General features: G+C 62.7%; 17 protein-coding genes. 2 read left to right on the top strand and 15 right to left on the bottom strand.

Annotation, left to right across the window (positions count from 1 at the left end):
* Positions 1–20 precede the first annotated feature (20 nt).
* From AB5I78_RS00770 to AB5I78_RS00740, 7 genes are all read right to left on the bottom strand, one after another.
* Positions 21–1,469 (bottom strand): efflux transporter outer membrane subunit, encoded by a 1,449-nt coding sequence (locus AB5I78_RS00770; protein ID WP_169367941.1) that lies wholly within the window; start codon positions 1,467–1,469, stop codon positions 21–23.
* Positions 1,466–2,374, bottom strand: coding sequence for an efflux RND transporter periplasmic adaptor subunit (locus AB5I78_RS00765; protein WP_145159629.1), 909 nt, complete (start codon positions 2,372–2,374; stop codon positions 1,466–1,468). The genes AB5I78_RS00770 and AB5I78_RS00765 overlap by 4 nt, the downstream gene beginning before the upstream one ends.
* Positions 2,371–2,580: a DUF1656 domain-containing protein gene (locus AB5I78_RS00760; RefSeq protein ID WP_016969155.1), complete on the bottom strand. Its 210-nt coding sequence runs from the start codon at positions 2,578–2,580 to the stop codon at positions 2,371–2,373. The genes AB5I78_RS00765 and AB5I78_RS00760 overlap by 4 nt, the downstream gene beginning before the upstream one ends.
* A complete protein-coding gene (locus AB5I78_RS00755) occupies positions 2,577–4,655 on the bottom strand; it encodes an FUSC family protein (protein ID WP_145159627.1) in 2,079 nt (692 codons plus the stop codon). The genes AB5I78_RS00760 and AB5I78_RS00755 overlap by 4 nt, the downstream gene beginning before the upstream one ends.
* On the bottom strand, positions 4,652–5,071 hold the full coding sequence (locus tag AB5I78_RS00750; protein WP_369301841.1) for a MarR family winged helix-turn-helix transcriptional regulator: 420 nt from the start codon (positions 5,069–5,071) through the stop codon (positions 4,652–4,654). Before AB5I78_RS00750 ends, AB5I78_RS00755 begins: the two co-directional genes overlap by 4 nt.
* A 269-nt stretch (positions 5,072–5,340) precedes the next feature.
* On the bottom strand, positions 5,341–5,586 hold the full coding sequence (locus AB5I78_RS00745; protein ID WP_145159625.1) for a DUF2789 domain-containing protein: 246 nt from the start codon (positions 5,584–5,586) through the stop codon (positions 5,341–5,343).
* A 170-nt stretch (positions 5,587–5,756) separates the two neighbouring features.
* Positions 5,757–7,370 (bottom strand): glycosyltransferase family 39 protein, encoded by a 1,614-nt coding sequence (locus tag AB5I78_RS00740; RefSeq protein WP_369301842.1) that lies wholly within the window; start codon positions 7,368–7,370, stop codon positions 5,757–5,759.
* 288 nt (positions 7,371–7,658) lie between these two features.
* Here AB5I78_RS00740 and AB5I78_RS00735 point away from each other — a divergent pair, with 288 nt between their 5' ends.
* Positions 7,659–9,824, top strand: a complete 2,166-nt coding sequence (locus AB5I78_RS00735) for an outer membrane assembly lipoprotein YfiO (protein ID WP_369301843.1) — start codon at positions 7,659–7,661, stop codon at positions 9,822–9,824.
* Complete coding sequence (locus AB5I78_RS00730; protein ID WP_369301844.1) at positions 9,821–10,525, top strand: DUF3142 domain-containing protein; 705 nt, start codon at positions 9,821–9,823, stop codon at positions 10,523–10,525. Before AB5I78_RS00735 ends, AB5I78_RS00730 begins: the two co-directional genes overlap by 4 nt.
* 117 nt (positions 10,526–10,642) lie before the next feature.
* On the opposite strand, the gene AB5I78_RS00725 is transcribed toward AB5I78_RS00730, so the two are convergent.
* From AB5I78_RS00725 to AB5I78_RS00690, 8 genes are all read right to left on the bottom strand, one after another.
* The gene (locus AB5I78_RS00725; protein WP_369301845.1) at positions 10,643–12,076 is read right to left on the bottom strand and encodes an efflux transporter outer membrane subunit; all 1,434 of its coding nucleotides are present in this window, start codon (positions 12,074–12,076) and stop codon (positions 10,643–10,645) included.
* Positions 12,073–13,131: an HlyD family secretion protein gene (locus tag AB5I78_RS00720; protein WP_369301846.1), complete on the bottom strand. Its 1,059-nt coding sequence runs from the start codon at positions 13,129–13,131 to the stop codon at positions 12,073–12,075. Before AB5I78_RS00720 ends, AB5I78_RS00725 begins: the two co-directional genes overlap by 4 nt.
* A gap of 15 nt (positions 13,132–13,146) precedes the next feature.
* Positions 13,147–14,682, bottom strand: a complete 1,536-nt coding sequence (locus tag AB5I78_RS00715) for an MFS transporter (protein WP_369301847.1) — start codon at positions 14,680–14,682, stop codon at positions 13,147–13,149.
* A gap of 291 nt (positions 14,683–14,973) precedes the next feature.
* The gene (locus tag AB5I78_RS00710; protein ID WP_145159612.1) at positions 14,974–15,894 is read right to left on the bottom strand and encodes a LysR family transcriptional regulator; all 921 of its coding nucleotides are present in this window, start codon (positions 15,892–15,894) and stop codon (positions 14,974–14,976) included.
* Between the two features lie 52 nt (positions 15,895–15,946).
* Positions 15,947–16,576 carry a TonB family protein gene (locus AB5I78_RS00705; protein WP_369301848.1) on the bottom strand — a complete coding sequence of 210 codons (630 nt, stop codon included), beginning with the start codon at positions 16,574–16,576 and terminating at the stop codon, positions 15,947–15,949.
* A 131-nt stretch (positions 16,577–16,707) separates the two neighbouring features.
* Positions 16,708–17,556: an ABC transporter permease gene (locus tag AB5I78_RS00700; RefSeq protein WP_242201692.1), complete on the bottom strand. Its 849-nt coding sequence runs from the start codon at positions 17,554–17,556 to the stop codon at positions 16,708–16,710.
* A gap of 11 nt (positions 17,557–17,567) precedes the next feature.
* Positions 17,568–18,419, bottom strand: a complete 852-nt coding sequence (locus AB5I78_RS00695; protein WP_145159606.1) for an ABC transporter ATP-binding protein — start codon at positions 18,417–18,419, stop codon at positions 17,568–17,570.
* 26 nt (positions 18,420–18,445) lie between these two features.
* Positions 18,446–19,339 carry a TauD/TfdA dioxygenase family protein gene (locus tag AB5I78_RS00690; protein WP_369301849.1) on the bottom strand — a complete coding sequence of 298 codons (894 nt, stop codon included), beginning with the start codon at positions 19,337–19,339 and terminating at the stop codon, positions 18,446–18,448.
* Positions 19,340–19,378 lie beyond the last annotated feature (39 nt).

Here is a 19,378-nt window from a genome sequence, read left to right as displayed (position 1 = left end):
GACAAAGCATAGCTTTTAGCTCAGGGTTTGCTGGCCTGAGACGCTTGCGTTCGTCCGCTTTCCCAACCACCGCCCAGCGCCAGGAACAGATCGATCTGGCTCATGGCAACCTGGGTGTTCGCCGCCGCCAGCTGCGCGCGCACATCGGTGTAGGTGCGCGTGGCTTGCAGGTCGGCCAGGAACGAGGCGCGCCCGGCCTGGAAGAAGCGGTGCGTCTGCTCCGACGCTTCTTTGGCGGACTGGCCGGCATCGGCCAACGCATCGCGGCGTTGCAACTGCGCGGTGTATTGCGCAAGGCCGGTCTGGGTTTCGCGGATGGCATTGAGCACCACGCCGTCGAAGTGCGCCAGGGCGCCCTGGGTCGCGGCTTCGGCTTCATGAATGCGCGCACGCGCGCCGTTGGTCGGCACCGACCAGCTGATCAACGGGCCAAAGCCCCAGCGATTGGTGGCCGGCGTGCCCAAGTCATCGAGCAGCCCCACCGTGCCCACGGTGGCGCCGATACTGATGTCCGGGTACAACGCGCCGGTGGCCACGCCGATACGCGCGGTGGCGGCGGCCAGTTGGCGCTCGGCCTGGCGCACATCGGGGCGACGTTTGAGCAGGGTCGCGCCGTCGCCCACCGGCAGCAACTGGGCGATGTGCGGCAGCTCGGCGCAAGTGCCGGTGCCCGCTGGCAGTTGGTCTACTGGCTTGGCCAGCAGCATCGACAACCGGAACAAGCCCGCCTGGCGCAATGCTTCGTAGCGCGGCATGTCGGCGCGCAACGATTTGTATTGGGTTTGCGAACGCGTCACCTGGGTTTCATCACCACGCCCGGCGTCACGCAGGCGCTGGGTCAGTTTGGTGCTCTGGGCCTGCAGGTCGAGGGATTCGTTGGCGATCGCCAGTTCTTCGTTGGCCGCGCACACCTGAGTGTAGGAACGCACCACATCCGCTACCAGCGTGATGCGCGCGATGTCAGCGGCGGCCTGGGCGGCGTCGGTGGTGGCCTGGGCGCTTTCGATGCCGCGCTGCAGGGTGCCAAACAGGTCGAACTGGTAAGAGGTGCTGATGCTGGCGCTGCCGATGTTGCCGACCGGGACTTTCTCGGTCAGCAAAAACGCTTCACCTGATTCCTGCAAACGTTGGGCCTCAGCCTTGGCGCCGGCACTCCAGCCGCCTGCCGACTCAGCCTCCTGGGTCTGGAAACGCGCGCGTTGCAGGTTGGCGGCGGCCACCCGCAGGTCGGTGTTGGAGGCCATGGCCTGGCGCACCAGCTCATCCAGGCGCGGGTCTTTGTAGAGCTTCCACCAATCCGCCGGCACCGGCGCCGACACCACGTTGTGGCCCTCGCCCGCGATCTGCCCTTGCAGGTCGCCACGGTTGATAGCGGCCTTGTCCGGCAATTGGTAATCCGGGCCTACCACCTGGCAGGCCGACAGCAGCAAACCCAAGCCAGCCGTGGCCAGCAACGCCGCCGGTTTCATGGTTTTTCTCCCTGCTGCGCGTGTTCTTTGGCGGCGGTCTTGTCATCGATGATCGACACCGTGGCTGTGCGCCCGGCAATCATGCGAAAGTCCGCCGGCACATCATCAAAGGCAATGCGCACCGGAATCCGCTGGGCCAGGCGCACCCAGCTGAACGCCGGGTTGACGTTGGGCAGCAGGTTGGAGCCACTGGTGCGGTCACGGTCTTCGATACCGGCGACGATGCTTTGCACATGGCCACGCAAGCGCGCGTTGTCGCCGATCACACGAATATCCACAGCCATGCCGACGTGAATGCCGTCGAGCTTGGTCTCTTCAAAGTAACCGTCGATGTGGAAGGAGTTGCTGTCGACCACCGACAGCACCGGGCGCCCGGCGGTGACGAACTCCTGATTGCGCGGCGCACGGTCGTTGACGTAGCCGTCCACGGGGCTGCGGATCACCGAGCGGTCGAGGTTGAGCTGGGCGGCGTCCACCGTCACCTGCGCCTCGGCCAGGGCCGATTGGGCGCGGGCCACGCGGGACTGGCTTTCTTCCAGCTGCTCACTTGGCACCAGGTTGCCCAGGCCGCGATTACGCTTGTACTCGCGATTGGCCTGGGCCAGGGTTTCCTGGCGGTCGGCCACGGCGGCCTGGGCCTGGCGCAGGGCCAGCTTGAAGCGGTCCTGGTCCACGGCAAACAGCACCTGGCCCTTGGTCACCAACTGGTTGTCGCGCACGTCGACTTGCTGGATCAGCCCGGACACGTCCGGGGCGATCTGCACGATGTCGGCACGGATATGCCCGTCACGGGTCCAGGGCGCAAACATGTAGTACATGACCATGCGCCACACAACGACGACAGCGAAGGTCACTATCAATAACGTCAGGACAACACGGCCGATGGTCAAAAAAGGTTTTTTCATGTCATCAGATATCGACTGAGTGAGTCCACCGCGCCCAGCAACAGCGCGTAGAGCCCCACATTGAACAATGCCCGGTGCCAGACCAGGCGATAGAAGTGAATGCGCGTCAACAGCCCGTGCACCACCAGAAACAACACGTACGTAATGCCCATCAGCACCAGCAGCGTGGGCAGGAACACCCCGCTGATATCCAGATCACCGATCATAAAGGCGCTCCATCAGGCAGCGGCGCTTCCATTTCGGTGCCGCCAATAAATTCCACGCCAGGCAGCAACGACAGGCGCAAGCCGGCCAGTGCGTGCAGCAGATGCAGGCGGGTGTCGTCTTCGTCTTGCAGGCCTTGCCCGTTGAGGGCGCGGCGCGTGCGGTCCAGGGTCATCAGCAGACCGCTCGGCGCGGGCAAGCGTTCACCCGCCTTCAGGCAGGCCTTGAAGTAACCGCCCACGCCTTCCACCACCTGGTTGAGCAGTACCCGTGGCACACCGTAGATACGCGGCGAGTAGGCCAGCAGGTCGAGCAGGTTCAGCGCCACACGCAAATCGCGCAGGGCGATGCCGGTGTCCTGGCCGGTGAGGGCCAGGCGCGGCAGGTGCTGCATCAGGCGGTCAAGCATTTGCGCGGCCATGTGCCGGTGTTCGGCGAGGGTCGCAGGTTCGGTCAGGGTGACGATGTCGCGCCAACTGAAACGGGTCAGGCGCTTGGCTGCCAGTTCGGCGCCGAACGGCCGTGCAATCAACGTCCACACAAAGGCGAACAACAAGCCCACGGGACCGGCCAGGTTAACGTTGGCGAAGTTCAGGAAGTCCGCGTCATAGGCGCCCTGGATGCTGATGAACGACGAGGTATTGACCAGCGTCAGCAGCATGCCGAGGTAGAAACGCGGCTGCACGGTGAGCGTGCCGATGCAGATAAACGGCACGGCAAACGCCAGCACCAGCATCGGAAAATCATGCAGGTTAGGCAGCACCAGAAACAGATAAAGGCTGGCGAACAGCACCGACATCGCGGTCCAGAAAAAGAACCGGTAGATCTGCGGCGCCGGGTCGTCCATCGAGGCAAAAAAACTGCAGGCCACGGCCGCCAGAATCACCGCGCTGCCGCCGTCGGTCCAGCCCAGCAGAATCCACAGCACCGAGGCGACGATGATCGCGGTAACGGTGGAAAACGCCGAATAGAACATCAAGCCACGGTCGAGAAATGGCGTCAGCCGGCCCAGGCGCCAGTGGCGGTACACCGCGCGCCAGGTGTCCTGGCTTTCGCACTGGATGGCGGCCTGCAGGCTGCGACAGTCTTGCCACAGATCGATCCATTCGCCGAGGCGATACAGGGCGTTGGAGAACAATAGTGTGTGGCGGTCGTCCAGCGCTTCGCCTTGGGGCTGCAGGGCATCGACCTGATCGCGCAGCACGCGCCAGCTTTCCAGCGGGGCGGTTTCAACGGTGCTTTCCAGCCACTGCCGGCTTGCCTCCAGCACCGGCGTAAGCCGGTCGAGAAACTCCGGCGCGCGGTGTTCGACGGCGTAGAGGGCGTCGTCGAGGGCATCCACTACGGGCAGCAAGTGAATCATGCGCCCGCGCAGTTCCTTGGTGTTGCGAACGGTCTGCGGCCGCGCGCCTTCGTGGGGCAGCTGGCCGATCATCAATTCCAGGGTGTTGAAGGTGGCGACCATGCCGCCGCGCAAGGTGCTGACCTCTTCTGGCTGCACGTTACGCGCTAGAAAACGCAGGCTGTAGACCTGAGCATCGGCAAACCATTTGGTTACCGAGCCATCGAACACCGGCATCAGGCGCCGCGGCCAGAACATCGCGCCCACCACCGCCGCGACCGCGATGCCGAGAAAGATCTCCTCGGTACGCGCCTCGGCCACATCCCACACCGCCAGCGGGTTATCCACCACCGGCAAGGCGATCAGCGGCAAGGTGTAGCCGGCCAGCATCAGCGCGTAGTTATTCGCGGTGCGCAGGTGCATGGACAGGAACAGCAAAATGCCCGTCCACAACGCAATCACCACCACCAACACGTACGGCGCCTGCACAAACATCGGCACAAACACCACCGCCGCCGCTGCACCCATGAAGGTGCCGATGGCGCGGTACAACGCCTTGGAACTGGTAGGACCGACAAACGGGCTGGAGACGATATACACCGTGGCCATCGCCCAGTACGGACGTGGCATTTGCATGAGCATGGCGATGTACAGCGCGATCATTGACGCTGCGAACGTCCGTACCCCGTAGAACCAATCGCGGGCTGGCGGAAAACCGGTAAAAAATCCGTTCAAGGCGCTGCAACCCCGGCCGCTTCGAACGCCCGCAGCACGCGCAGGGCGGCTTCAAGGTCGCTGTGGGCAATGTCCGCCAGCACTTCCTGACGCAGGCGCACCAGCTGCACTTCCACCGCTTGCACCAGTTCGCGGCCGCGCTCGGTGAGGCTCAAGGCCTTGGCGCGGCGGTCATGCACGTCTTCGGTCCGGCACACGTAGCCGCTGGCGCACAACTGATCAAGCAGGCGCACCAACGACGGGCTTTCCATGCCGGAGGCCTGGGCGACTTTTACTTGGTGCACACCGTCGCCCAAGCGGCCGATCATCAACAACGGCACGGCGCAGGCTTCGGAAATACCGTAGCTCACCAGCGTGGTCTGGCAGATTTTGCGCCAATTGCGGGCGCCCACCACCATGCTGCTGCTGAGGTTCATCTGAAGTTGTTCGAGGGTATGAGGCACTGGATTGTTCGCATACAGTTAGTTTGCTAACTATCAATATGGTGGATGCGTCCAAAGCAGTCAAGTTTTGAAACAAATTTGTGATCGGCGGCGCGGGGCGCTGTGGGTAAGTAAAGCGGGTTTGAGTGGGCGTGCTGGTTTTTCCACTTTGGCTCCCACATTGGGTCAGCGTTGGCCTCGCACCTGACGGTTATCGGTACAAGCCGTCGGCAAAATCCCAAACACCAGGGAGGCCACTATTTTTACCCCTCACGCCCCGTGCGCAACAACACACTCAGCTGATCCACCACTTCCGCCCAATCCGCATCCTCCAAAATCTCTTCGCGCAAAAACGCTCGCTGACTGGCCGTCCAGAAAAACGCGTCCGCCAGATGCAGCTCAGGCTTGAGCGGTGAATGTACCGTCACAAACTGCTCGATACTCACCGGGTCATCCGGCAGCCCCAGCTGTTTGAACAGTGACGGCAAGCTGTGCACAGGCGATTCCATGGTGGGTTCCTACAAAGACCATTCCTGTGAGTCTAGTCCAGGCGCCAGCCAGGCCAACAACCACGTGACGCACTGCTGTGCCATCAACGAAATCGTAAACCCGCTGAGTGTTTTCGAAGGGATTGGCCCGGAACAGGCGTTCCGGGCATGTACTTAATGCCGATGCTTGATTAACGGCAACCCTCGGGTTGCGAGGGCTCTGGCCCGCGGCACAGCACAAACAAGCGCGCCCGCGCTCCGCCGCCGACTTGCTGCAGAAGCTGGCGCCAATCGGCAGGAATCGGGGCGAACTCGTCCGGCATATCCGTGCTGCTGATCAGCCACACGCGGTGCGTATCGGCCGGCAATGCCGACAAACGGTCCAGGTAAATACGCCCGCCGTCCTGATCCACCAACGTGCCGAAACCGTAGGCGTTCGGCCGGGTCGGCGTGCCGTCGGGTTTGGGGGGCGTGTAAAGCTGCAATTGGGCGTCGGTCTCGTCGTAATACACGTAGGGCAAGTACCACAGCATATCGCTGAGGACGATGCGGTCGTCTTCCTGATAGTTGCGGTTAACGAACTCCACCGGCACGTTGAATTGATCATGCACATCCACGGTGGCGTTGTTCTTCAACCCCAGCAGTTCCACACCCACGAACAACACGAACAACGCCGCGCCCAACCATGCCAGGCGTTTGGGCAGGCGGTCGATGGCCAGGGCCATGAGGATGGGCAAGCCGAGTGCGTAGACCGTGAGGTAGCGCTCGATAAATACCGGGGAGATGAAAGAGACGCCGTACACCAGCAACAGCGGCAGCAGGAAGAACAGCGCCAGCAGGCATGCCGGGCGATACCGCTCACGATCACGCCAGGCCGCGATGCCCACGACGGCGATCAACAGCAGCGGGAACAGCCAGAACAGCGGCGGCCAGAAACCGATGCCTTCATCCTGAAGCATGAACTGCCAGACCATCGACGGCACGGAAATCAGCGAAACCGGATCTTCCCAGCCAATGTCACCGCCAACCTTGAGCTGCTCAATGTGCTGGGTGAGGTCCAGCAGGTTCGGCAGCCACGGCAGGTACAACGCCACAATGAGCGCATTGGCGCACCACCACGACGGGCGAATGATCAAGCGTTGGCCGGGTGCCTGTGAGCGGCACAACACGCCCAGGTAAGCCCAATGCACCAGCACACACAGCGCGGTGAAATAGTGGGTGTAGAACCCGGCTGCCATCAGCACTACATAGACGGCCAGGTAACGCGTGCGCTCGGGCTGGCGCACCCAGTACACCAGCGCCAGCGTGGCGCCCAGCAACCATACGGCCAGCAGTGAGTACATGCGCACTTCCTGGCTGTAACGCACCGCCGTCGGGAACAACGCCAGCAGCACGCCCGCCAGCACTGCCGCCCGACGCGTGGACAGTTGTCGCGTGAGCCAGATGCCCAGCCCCACCGCCCCGATCCCGGGCAGGGCACTCATGCCGCGAATCGACCAGATGCCATCGCCAAACAGCTCGATCCAACCGCGCAGCATGAAGAAGTACAGCGGCGGGTGCACATCATGGGCGGCGTGAAACCACAGGTCCTCCATAGCGTATTCGCTGAGCAGCAGGCTCGACGCTTCGTCGCCCCAGATCGCCGAAGCGGTCAGGCCATAGAAACGCACGGCCATGGCCAGCGCCAGAATCGGCACCCACCATAATCGGCTGAGCCAACCGGCACCCTCCCAGGCGCCTGTGAGGCGATTGACTGCGGGAAACGTCCCAATTTTGTCGTCTTGCTCTACCACAGACCGTCGCACCTCAATTCCCCTGACACTGCCCATTTCCCGGGCAAACCCTGCACACGCGCAAACAAGCGCCACTCTAGGACAAAAGCCCCGGTTTCGCTCGCTGTTTTACAACCGTCGGGCGGCACACCGCGGGATTTGACTTGAAGCTCATAGACCCGCCACTGCGCCTGGATTTCGCTGAGCATTGCCACGACCAAAAATCGGACAAATCAGCAATTTGTGTAGGCCTTCACCGAAGCTGCTGCCGGATCAAGCTATGATTGGCACCCTCCAAGGACTCAGGATCAAGGACACGTCATGCGCATCGGTTTTTTGTCACCTCTGGCTCTGGCCCTGCTTGCCGGCATTTCCCTACCGGCCCAGGCCAGTTCGGACGACTCGTGTTACCCCGACTGGCGGGTGTCGCGTGACACGCTGGACCCCTGCAACAACCTGCCGTTCCTGAGCCCTGGCAATGACAGCCGGGCCAATCTGCGCTTGTTGCTGGCCGACAGGAAAGCCGCGCCGCTGACGCCCAATGCCCTGAGCGAAGATGACCTGGCCGAGGGTTTTGGCCCGGTGCCGTTCCCGGTGTATCGCCTTGTGCCGCGTGGCGAAGCCGAGCCGGTCAGCACGTCCGACGCCCCCAACACCTCGCCACTCGATGCACTGCTTGAACCGCTGGGCATCAAGCGCGACGACGCCAAAGCTGCCGGCGATGCGTTTCTCAATGGCGAAGGCAGCCGCTGCCGCAGCAATGACGAAAACAGCGCCGCCGCGTTTATCAGCCAGGTGGTCAAAGCCGACATGCCAGCCACCGAACGCGATCTGCTGGTGAAGGCGCGCCTGCAATTGCTCACCGCCTGTGAATGGGTAGGCCCGGTGGTGGAGCCGCCGCAAGATATCCAGTCGACCGAAGGTCAGCTGTTTCGCACGTACCTGCAAGCCGCCGCCGATTTCTACACAGGCCGTTTCACCGACGCAGGGCCTGGCTTCGTCGCCACCCAGAACGCCGCTTCGCCCTGGCTGAAAGAAACCGCGCTGTACATGACCGCGCGTAACGCACTCAACCAGGCCCAAGCCAACACCTATGACGAAGACGGCGTGCCGCACCTCGACCGTGTGGATAAACCTGCGCTCGCCGAGGCCGAGAAAGGCTTCAACGCGTATCTGAAAACTTATCCACAGGGCGAGTACAGCGCCTCTGCGCGCGGCTTGCTGCGCCGGGTGTACTGGCTGGCGGACGACAACGAAAAACTCGCCGAGGCATTTGCCTGGCAGCTGACCCAGGCCACCGACGAGCAGCGCAATGTGTCGGTGGATGAATTGGTCGAAGAGGCCGACCTCAAGCTGTTGATGGTCAATAGCGACACGGTCAAGACGCCGATGATCCAACTCGTCAGCGACCTGATGGTCATGCGTGGCGGCAACCAGCCCGCGCTCAGCCGCGCAGACCTTGAGAAGCAAAAAGCAGCGTTTGCCGATGAGCCGGCGTTTTACGACTACTTGTTAGCCGTGAGCGCGCTGTACGTCGAGCATCAACCGGATGCCGCCTTGAAGCAGTTGCCGCAAAGCGTGCCGTCGAGCCTGAATTACTTCGCCTTCAGCCAACAAACCCTGCGCGCCCTGGCCCTGGAAGCTAAGCAAGACTGGAAAGGCGCACAAGACCTGTGGCTGCAACTGCTGCCGCTGGCCAAATTGGCGCTGCAACGCGACCAGTTGGAGTTGGCCCTGGCACTCAACTACGAGCGCAGCGGCCAGCTGGCCAACGTGTTCGCCGCCGATTCGCCGATCAGCGCCAAGCAAGTGCGTTACATCCTGCTGCGCAACGTTGCCGGGCCTGACTTGCTGCGCCAGCAGATCGCCAAAGCCGACGACCCGGTGGAGCGCCAGACCGCGCAATTCGTGCTGCTCTATAAGGACTTGCTGCGCGGCCAGTTCGCCACCTTCGCCGACGACCTCAAGCAACTGCCAGCGCCGGCCCCTGAAGACAAGCTGGGCACCAGCCTGGGCTACGTCTACAGCGGCGGCCAGAGTTTGAAGCTGTTCCAGTGGAACGGTGAAAAAGCCGAATCCGGCTACAGCTGCCCGGCCATCGCGCAAACCGCCGCCACCTTGCAAACCGATGCGAAAAACCCGCAAGCCCTGAACTGCTTTGGTGAATTCATCTTGCGCAATAACCTCGACGGCATGCCCCTGGAACAGGCACGCGCCGCCGGCAGCCTGGGCAGCACCGCGTCGCCATTCCCCGGTGAAACCTTCTCGCGGCTCAACGGCTACAAGCAGGTGATCGCCAACGCCAAGGCGCCGAAGAACGACAAGGCCTACGCACTGTTCCGCGCCATCAACTGCTATGCACCGGCCGGCTACAACAGCTGCGGCGGCGATGACGTTGAACCTGCCGTGCGCAAGGCCTGGTTCCGCCAGCTGAAAAGCGGCTTCGCCGACACCCAGTGGGGCAAATCGCTGCAGTACTACTGGTGAAGCACCTGTGGCTCGGCTTGCTCCTGCTGGCGAGCCCGGCCTTTGGCGCCGTCGACGCTCGCGACTACGACGCCTTCTGGCTGTGGAGTGGCGTTACTCCACAGCCAGTCCTCAAGCAGGCAAAAACCCTGTACATCCTGCAAGGCCAGATCAACTCCACCCGCCGCGCCCCCGAGCGCGGCGTGCAACTGACCGCCCAAGGCCTCGGCATCCCGCGCCTCACCCGGGGCGACGTCTGGGTGGTCTACCGCGCCCACACTTTGCACTGGCCAGAACAGGTCTACACCCAACTCCTCGGCCAGGTGCAACGCTGGCGCGACGCGGGCAACCCGGTGGTCGGCATCCAAATCGATTTCGACGCCCGCACCCAATACCTGCACGAATACGCCGACTTCCTGCGCGACCTGCGCCACCGCCTGCCCGCCGACTTGAAGCTGAGCATCACCGGGCTGATGGACTGGAGCAGCAATGCCGACCCAACCGCCATCGCGCAGCTCAAAGGCGTGGTGGATGAAGTGGTGGTGCAGACGTATCAAGGGCGCCACAGCATCCCGGATTACGCCGCGTATTTACCGCGCATGAACCGGCTGGGGCTGCCATTCAAGGTCGGCTTGATTCAGGGCGGCGTGTGGGAGGCGCCGGGGTATTTGAAGGGGAATGAGTGGTTTCGCGGGTATGTGGTTTTTCTGCAGAATCCGTGACCCACGCACGGTTTCCATGTGGGAGCGGGCTTGCCCGCGATAGCGGCAGTTCAGTCAACGTGATGTTGAATGATATGCCCTCATCGCGGGCAAGCCCGCTCCCACAGGGTGTTGTGTTTAGCCTGCGGGATAAACAGACTGCCACCCGCCGCCCAGCGCCTTGTACAACCCGACCATGGCCAACGACACGCCGGTGGAGCTTTCAACCCATTGCTCTTGCGTTGCCAATAGCGCGCTTTGCACGGTCAGCACGTTGACGAAATCCACCACGCCTTCGACGTACTGCTGTTGCGCAGTGCTCAACGCGATCTGGTTCTGGCGCACCGCTTCGGCGAGGCTGTCGCGGCGCAGTTGGCTGGCGTTGTAGCGGGTCAGCTGGTCGTCGATTTCATGCCAGGCGCGCAGCACGGTTTGCTGGTAGGCCAGCGCGGCTTCCTGTTGCTGCGCTTCACGCAGGTTCAACATGCCTTGCAGGCGCCCGCCGTTGAACAGCGGCAAGCTGAATTGCGGACCGAAGGCGAACGCACGCGAGCCCCATGAGCCGAAATCCGACAGTTGCAAGGCCTGGGAGCCCAGGCTGCCGGACAGGGTGATGCGCGGGTAGAAGTCACCCTTGGCCACGCCGATAGTGGCGGTGGCCGCGTGCAGGCGCGCTTCGGCCTGACGGATGTCGGGGCGGCGTTCAGCCAACTCCGACGGCAAGCCGATGGCGACCTGGCGCAGGGTTTGCGGCACGGCGGCGTCCTTGGACAACTGCGCATGCAGGGCTTGTGGCGGCTCGCCCATCAACAGGCTCAGGGCGTTGATCAATTGGTCCTGGCGCTGCTGCAAATCCGGCAGGCGCGCTTCGATGGCGGCCACTTGGGCAGCCGCTTCGGCCACGTCCAGGTCGGTCGCCACACCGTCGGCCAGGCGCAGTTGCGAGAGTTTGAGGCTGTGGCGCGCCACGTCGAGGTTTTGCTCGGTGACGGCGCGGGTGTTCTGCACGCCGCGCAACTGGATGTAGTCCTGGGCGGTTTCGGCGAGCACCGACAGCAGCACGGCGCGGCGGTCGTCTTCGGCCACTTGCAAGGTGGCGTCGGCGGCTTCGGTTTCACGTTTTACACGGCCCCAGAAGTCCAATTCCCAGGCGGCAGAGAAGCCCATGTCCCATTGGCTGAACGCCGAACGGCCATTCTCGCCGGACGGATCACTCAAACCCTTAGCGCTGTTGCGCTCACGCTGATAACCACCGGTGGCGTTGACGTTGGGATAACGCTCGGCGGTGGTCACCTGGCGCACGGCGCGGCTTTGTTGCAGGCGGCTGCTGGCCAGTTTCAGGTCGAGGTTATCGGTGAGCGCACGGCGTGTGAGGGCCGAGAGTTGCGCATCGTGGAACACGTCCCACCAACGCTCCTGCAAAGGCTCGGTGACGGCGCGGCTGGCGGCTTGGCGCCCTTGGGGCTCGCCCCATTGCGTGATGTGCGGGCCTTGCGGCCGCTGGAAATCCGGGCCAACGGTACAGGCACTGAGGCTGATGAGGCTCAAGGTGAGCCAGGCAAATGGCTTCATTGCTGGGCCACCTCACGCGGCTGCGCGACAGGCTGGGTGTCGACGCTGGCCTCCACCGACATGCCGACACGCAAGCGCTCGGTCAGTGGCTGATTGGGTTCGAGCACGATTTTCACCGGAATGCGTTGCACCACCTTGGTGAAATTGCCGGTGGCGTTGTCGGGTTTGACCGAGGCGAACGTCACGCCCGTGGCGGGTGCGAGGCTTTCCAGATGACCCTTGAGCATTTCGCCGTCGAGGCTGTCGACGCGCACCTGCACGGCTTGACCCGCGTGCATGTGCCACAACTGGGTTTCCTGAAAGTTGGCCACCACATAGGCCTCGGCCAAGGGCACCACGGCGAGGATCTTGCTGCCCGGCGTCACATAGGCGCCCACCCGTACCGCGCGCTCACCGACCATGCCATCCACTGGCGCGACGATGCGCGTGTAAGAGAGTTGATAGCTGGCCATTTCGAGCGCTGCCTGGGCACGTTTGAGCCCACCTTCGGCGGCATCGCGCTGGGCGGTGAGGATTTCCACCTGCTTGCGTTCTGCCGCGAGCACCGCCGTGGCATTGGCCAGGCGCGCGGTGGCCTGGTCGATGCGGGTCTTGGCTTGCTGGGCGTTCTGCACGGTGCCCGCGCCTACCCCGGCGAGGTGGTTGTAGCGGTTCAGTTCGTGTTCGGCAAAAGCCACTTCGGCACGGTCCGCCGCTACGGTGGCCTGGGCCTGGGCGATCACCGAGCTTTGGCGTTCGAGGGTCGCGGTGGCGTTTTTCAGTTGGGCCTGGGCGACGAGCGTGTCGGCATCGGCCGCCTGGGCGGCGGCGCGAAAATCGCGGTCATCGATCAACGCCAACAGCTGGCCGGCCTTGACGCGCTGGTTGTCTTCCACCAGCACTTCCTTGATAAAACCGGCCACGCGCGGCGCCACCAAGGTGAAGTCGGCGGCAACGAAGGCGTCGTTGGTGGTCTGGCGCTTGCTGCCCAACAGGCCGGGCGCAACCAGATAAACCAGTACACCGACGGCAAACACAGCAATAACGGCGACGGCAATTTTGTCTTTGCGTTTCATGAGAAATCCTTTTGGCTAGGTCGGTGCGCGCGGTGGAAAAATCCGCGTCGGCATCCAGAAAATCAGCAGAATCAGCGCCACCGCGACGGCGGCCATGACGTAATAAAGGTCCGAAGAAGTCAGCACCACGGCCTGCTCGTGCAGGCGGTGCGCCAGGCCCGGCGCGTCGCCGTCGGCCAGGGGCGAGTTGCCCAGGCGGTCCACCAACATGGTCGAGTGAAAGTGCAGACGCTGGGTGGTCAGCGTGTCCAGCACGGCGGTGGCGATCACGGCGGCCAGGCCTTTGACGGTGTTGAACCACGCCGAGGCGAACGGCCCGTCCATCGGTTGGATGCTGCCAGTGGAAAGCATCAGCAGCGGCAGCACGGCCATGGGCTGACCAAAGATTTGCAGCAGGTAGAGGCCGTAGAAATCGTCCCGGATCCACTCCGACGTCAGGTGCGAGCTGCCCACACAGCACAGCACCAGCATGCTCAAGCCAATCCCCAGGACCCAGCGGCAATCGACCCAGCGCAGGTTGCACAGCGCCGCCACCAACGGCAGCGCAATCAACTGCGGCAACGCCATCAGCAGCATCACCGGCGCAGTTTGCAGCGGCCGGTAACCCTGAACCTGGGCGAGGAAGCTCGACGGGATGATGATGACCGACGTCAGCACCATCAACACGCCCGCCAGCACGATCAAGGCAAACGCCAGGTTGCGCAGGCCGAGCATCTGCAACTTGAAAAACGGAATCGGCTGCGACCATTCATTGATCAGAAACAGCACCAGCAACAGCGTGCCGCCGCTGAGCAGAAAGGTGATCAGGCCGGACTCGAACCAGTCCAGGCGATTGCCCTGTAACAAACCGATCACCAGCATGCAGATCGCGGGAAAGCCCAGCAGCAAGCCGCGCCAGTTGAACTGCTTGAAGCGCTCCAGGCGCACCGGGTCTTGCGGCAAGCCGTAGGCCACGGCGGCCATCGCCAGCAGGCACGGCGCGACGATCTGCCAGAACGCCCATTGCCAGCCGACGTATTCAGTCCACAGCGCCGCCAACGGCGTGCCCAGGCTTGGGCCGAACGTGGCGGTGAGTGCGTAACCCGCCAGGCCATACAGCTTGACGTTGGCCGGCAGGAAACGCAGCGCCACGGTCATCAGCATCGGCGGCAACGCGCCACCGGCCAGGCCTTGCACGGTGCGCAGCACCAGCAGGGTTTGGTAGTTCGGCGCAAACGGGCACAGGATGCCCAGAACGGTGAACACGCCGATGGCACACAGCGTGAAGCGACGCAGGGAAAACGTCACCGAACACCAGGGCGCGAAAGCCATGGCCGCCACGGAGGTCGCCGTGTAAGCCGCGACCAGCCAGGTGCCTTCGTCAAAACCGATGTACAGCGCACCACGGATGTCGGCGAGGGCGACTTTGGTGACCATCTCGTTGAGACCGGACACCAGCACCGCCAGCAATACGCCGACCAAGCCAATGATGATGCGCGGGCCGAACACGGGCGGGTTGAGCGCAGTGGGTTTGGCTGCAGCCTGGAGGGCGGGGGCAGCGAGGGAGGTCATGGACAGGTAACTCGGGATTAGAAATACCCGAGCAGTTTAATCAGGCACACCCATAACAAAAAGTTACTTGCTGGAAGCTTATAAGTGCGTCAGACGCAACTGTTGGGCCACGCACTTATCCCGTGGTAGCTGGCTTGCCGTGGCGAGCGGGCTTGCCCCGCGTCGGGCAGCGAAGCGGCCCCGATAAAGACACTGAGAGTTTTCTGATGAAACTCAGCGCCTGGCTTTGGGGCCGCTTCGCAGCCCAACGCGGGGCAAGCCCGCTCGCCACGATAAGCCAGTGCCTACACTTTAGGTGGGCTGCGCTTCCAGCCAGGTGGCGTGGCAACTTTCGCGCATGGTTTCGCGCAGCCACTTATGGGCAGGGTCTTTGTCGAAACGCGGATGCCAGAACTGGGCCAGCATCAGCGTCGGCAGGGAGATCGGCAATTGGAATGCGCGCAGGGGCAGCTTCAGGCGATTGGCACTCAGCAGGGCTTCCTTGGGCACCGGCAGCAGCAGGTCGGAATCGGGCAGCATGAACATCGCGCCATGAAAGCCTGGGGCGATCATGGCCACGCGGCGCTCCAGGCCCAGGGCATTGAGCGCCGTGTCGATTGGCCCGCGGGCGATGCCGCGTCGCGAAATGCTGATGTGGGAGTAGCTGGCAAACCGCGCGGCGGTGATTTCTTCGTCGAACAGTGGGTGGTCCTCGCGCGCAAGGCCCACAAAGGTGGTGGAAAACAGGTTCTGCACCTTCACTTCGGGGCTGGACGGCATGGAATTACTCACCCGCAGGTCCAGCCGGCCTTCACGCAATGCCTCGTCATCGGTGTCGCCTTCGGGCACAAAACACAGCTCGCACAGCGGTGCCATGCGTTCCATGGTGTCGAACAGACGACCGCCATACACGCCGATAAAGAAGTCATTGGCACGCACGCTGAAACGCCGGCGCAAGGTGCTGAGGTCAACCTGGTCTGCCGAGCGGAACAACAACGCCGCCTGCTCCACCACGTTGCGCACCTGGCCTTGCAACTGCAGCGCCTTGGGCGTTGGCACCAGACCACGCCCGGCGCGCACCAGGATCGGGTCGCCCACCGCTTCGCGAATACGCGTGAGGGTGCGGCTCATGGCCGCCGGGCTCAGGTTCATCCGCCGCGCGGCGCCGACCACACTGCCCTCGTCGAGCAAGGCGTCGAGGGCGACCAGCAGGTTCATGTCCGGTAGTTGCATGCCAAGCACTCGTGTTCAGTGGGGCGTGAAGCGCACGCAATCGTAGCAGGCTTTACAGGTAGCGCCTCAAGTTGCGCGGCAGGTACTGAGCATAAGTGGATTTGGGATGAGCCTGACACTTGCGCACGATATCCGGCAGGGATTGTTCCAGTTCATCGGCTCGGGCCAGGCTCTCGTTGTAGTCGCTTTTACCGGTGAACGCCGGAAACATCACCGCCACACGGGTAATAGCAAAGCTCTTCATGGCGATCAACGGGCGGGCGGGATGGTCACGGCGAAATTGGCTGACTTCTTCGCTCAACGCGCGGCAGGTTTGATAGGTAGTTTGCATAAAAGACAGTTGAGTTGCTTCTTCCTTGCTTGCCGGTTCAGGCGTGAAAACCATATCGTTTTGCGCCTCAAGCACCGCTGGCTGATCGGCGTTTACCGCCCAGGCTTTGAACCGCCATTGACTGGCCGCCTCCACGGCAGCCGCACCGAATGCAGGCTGGGTGGCACTGATCGCTTTGACATCGCTGACGGTTCCGTCGTTGTGAATATTCAGGCTGATGCGCGCATGCCCTTGGAGGTTGATCAGGTTTGCCGGGTAATGCGGCTTGGGCATGGACACCGCTTCAGGCTTGAATTGAGCAAACACCGACGTCGACAAAAATAAAGCCGCAGCCAAGACAAAAAACCGCATCGCCGTAAATCCTTCTACCGGGAATGCCTGACGTCAAGGCGACGTCAGGTTCGGCCGGCATTATCGGACTCAGCGAGACCAATGAGCAATCATTCCTATTTGAAGAGGATCGTTCCTACAGATAAGTAGGATCAACGCTGCATGCCCCAGCGCTTCACCGTCAGCCGTTCAACGGTGTTGAACACCAGATTCTCGACCAGCAACCCGATCAGGATGACCACCGCCAAGCCGGCAAACACCTTGTCGGTGTATAGCTCATTGCGGTTCTGGAAGATGTACCAACCCAAACCGCCCTTGCCGCTGCTGGCGCCGAACACCAGCTCGGCGGCGATCAACGTGCGCCAGGCAAATGCCCAGCCGATTTTCAGCCCGGCAAGAATCGACGGCAGCGCCGCCGGGATCAGGATGAACAGCACAAAACGCATGCCCTTGAGGCCGTAGTTGCGGCCGGCCATGCGCAGGGTTTCAGACACGCCGAGAAACCCCGAATACGTGTTCAGCGCCAGGGCCCACAGCACCGAATGCACCAGCACGAAAATCAGGCTGTTCTGCCCCAGGCCGAACCACAGCAGGGCCAGCGGCAGCAATGCAATGGCCGGCAGCGGGTTGAACATCGAGGTCAGTGTGCTCAGCAGGTCGCGGCCAAGCTGGGTCGAGACCGCCAGCGTGGTCAGGGCAAACGCGAGCACGATGCCGATCACGTAGCCCTTGATCAGCACCGCCAGCGAGATGCTCACTTTGCTCAACAACTCACCGCTGAGCAGGCCATCGAATAACGCTTGAGAGGTCTGCAGGAAGCTCGGCAGCAGCAGGTCATTGTTCTGGTAACGCGCGACTGCCTCCCAGAGGACCGCCAGCACGATCAGGATCAGGCCCTTGCGCAGCCAGCCTTGCTGCCACAAGCGTTGGCGCAGCGGCAGCTCGCGTTCAACGGGAACGCTGAGCAGCGGTTCGAGGTGTACTTCAAATTCCTGGCGCATAGGTCGGCCCCTCAGTAAGCGATGCGGATATCGGCGAAACCCAACTCACGTTCGGCCTCGGGCGCTTCATCGAACAGCAGGCGATGAATACGCCGCGCCGACGCCTGGAATTCCACACCGCCAAGGCTGTGCAGGTCGTATTGATGGCTGTGGATTTCCGCTCGCACGCGCCCCGGGTGCGGCGACAGCAACAGGATGCGATTTCCCACCACCAAGGCTTCTTCGATGGAATGGGTGACGAACAACAGCGTGAAGCGCACCTCTTCCCAGAGCAACAGCAGTTCTTCCTGCATCTTGCGTCGGGTCAAGGCGTCGAGGGCGGCGAAGGGTTCATCCATCAGCAGGATTTTTGGCTGCATGGCCAGGGCGCGAGCGATCGCCACACGGGCTTTCATGCCGCCGGACAAGGTGTGGGGGTAAGCATCGGCAAAAGCGCTGAGGCCGACTTTTTCGAGGTAGTACAGCGCACGCTCTTCGGCTTCGCGACGCTTCAAGGTTTTGGACGCCAGCAGCGGGAACATCACGTTCTGCTTGACGGTTTTCCACGGCGGCAACTGGTCGAATTCCTGGAACACCACGATGCGGTCCGGGCCGGGTTGTTCGACCTTTTGCCCGAGCAGGCGAATCTCGCCTTCGCAGGGTTTGATAAACCCGGCGATGGACTTGAGCAAGGTGGATTTGCCGCAGCCCGAAGGGCCGAGCAGCACGTAGCGATCAGCCGGGTCGATCTCGAAACTGACTTGATGGGTGGCCCGCACCACGCGCTCGGGGGTGCGGTATTCGAGGCTGACGTGGTCCACCGCCAACAGCGGCTGGGCGGTGTTCAGGTTGCTGGCCGCGTGGCCTTGCAGGGGCGCGTTCATTTCAACTCTCTTGCCGAGGATCAGGATTAGAAAGGCGCATCGCCCTGAATGGTGGTGCGAAACAGCTTGCGGCGCAGGTGACTCGGGCAACCGGCGGCCAGGTGGATCAGCGAGCGGTTGTCCCAGAACACCAGGTCGTGGGGCTGCCACTGGTGGCGGTAGATGTTGTGCGGCAGCACGCTGTGGGCGTAGAGCTGGGCCAGCAGGTCGCGGCTTTCATCTTCGGGCAGGCCGACGATGCGGGTGGTGAAACCTTCACTGACGAACAGCGCCTTGCGGCCGTTTTCCGGATGAGTGCGCACGATCGGGTGCACCACTTCGGCCACTTGGGCCAGCTGCTCAGGCGTCAGGGTTGGCCGCCAGTTGCCTTCGAATTTGGTTTCGCTGTAGCGCGCGGTGTAGGAGTGCGCAGCGCTGCGGCCCTCCACCGCTTTGCGTAGAGGCTCGGGCAGTTGGTCCCAGGCTTTGTGCATGTCGGCAAACAGTGTGTCGCCGCCTTCGGAGGGCAGCTCTTGGGCGTGCAGCATTGAGCCCAGGCTTGGCAGCTCTTTATAGGACAGGTCCGAGTGCCAAAACTTGCCCGCGTCACCCAGGCCGATGGATTGGCCGTTTTCGATGATGTTGGAGACGATCAGGATTTCCGGGTGGTTGGCCAGCAGGAACTGTTTGAGCACGTGGATCTGCAACACACCGAAGCGGCGGCTGAAGGCGATCTGTTGTTCGGGGGTGATGCGCTGGTCGCGGAACACCACGACGTGGTGATCCAGGTGCGCGCGGTGGATGCGTGCGAAGTCCTGGTCGTTAACCGGGCGAGACAAATCCAGGCCGACGATCTCGGCGCCAACGCTGCCGGGGAATGGGCGGATCTCGAAGGTTTGGGCGGTTGGGGTCGCTGTTGGAACAGTAGAGGTGGCGGACATGAGGGCACTCCCGGTCGGACAGGAGAGTGACTTTATAGA

Origin of the sequence: Pseudomonas sp. N2-3-1-14, assembly GCF_041228395.1 — a bacterium.
Lineage (GTDB): Bacteria > Pseudomonadota > Gammaproteobacteria > Pseudomonadales > Pseudomonadaceae > Aquipseudomonas.
The sequence above is the reverse complement of the archived record's forward strand: the minus strand, read 5'-3'. Positions and strand labels throughout refer to the sequence as shown.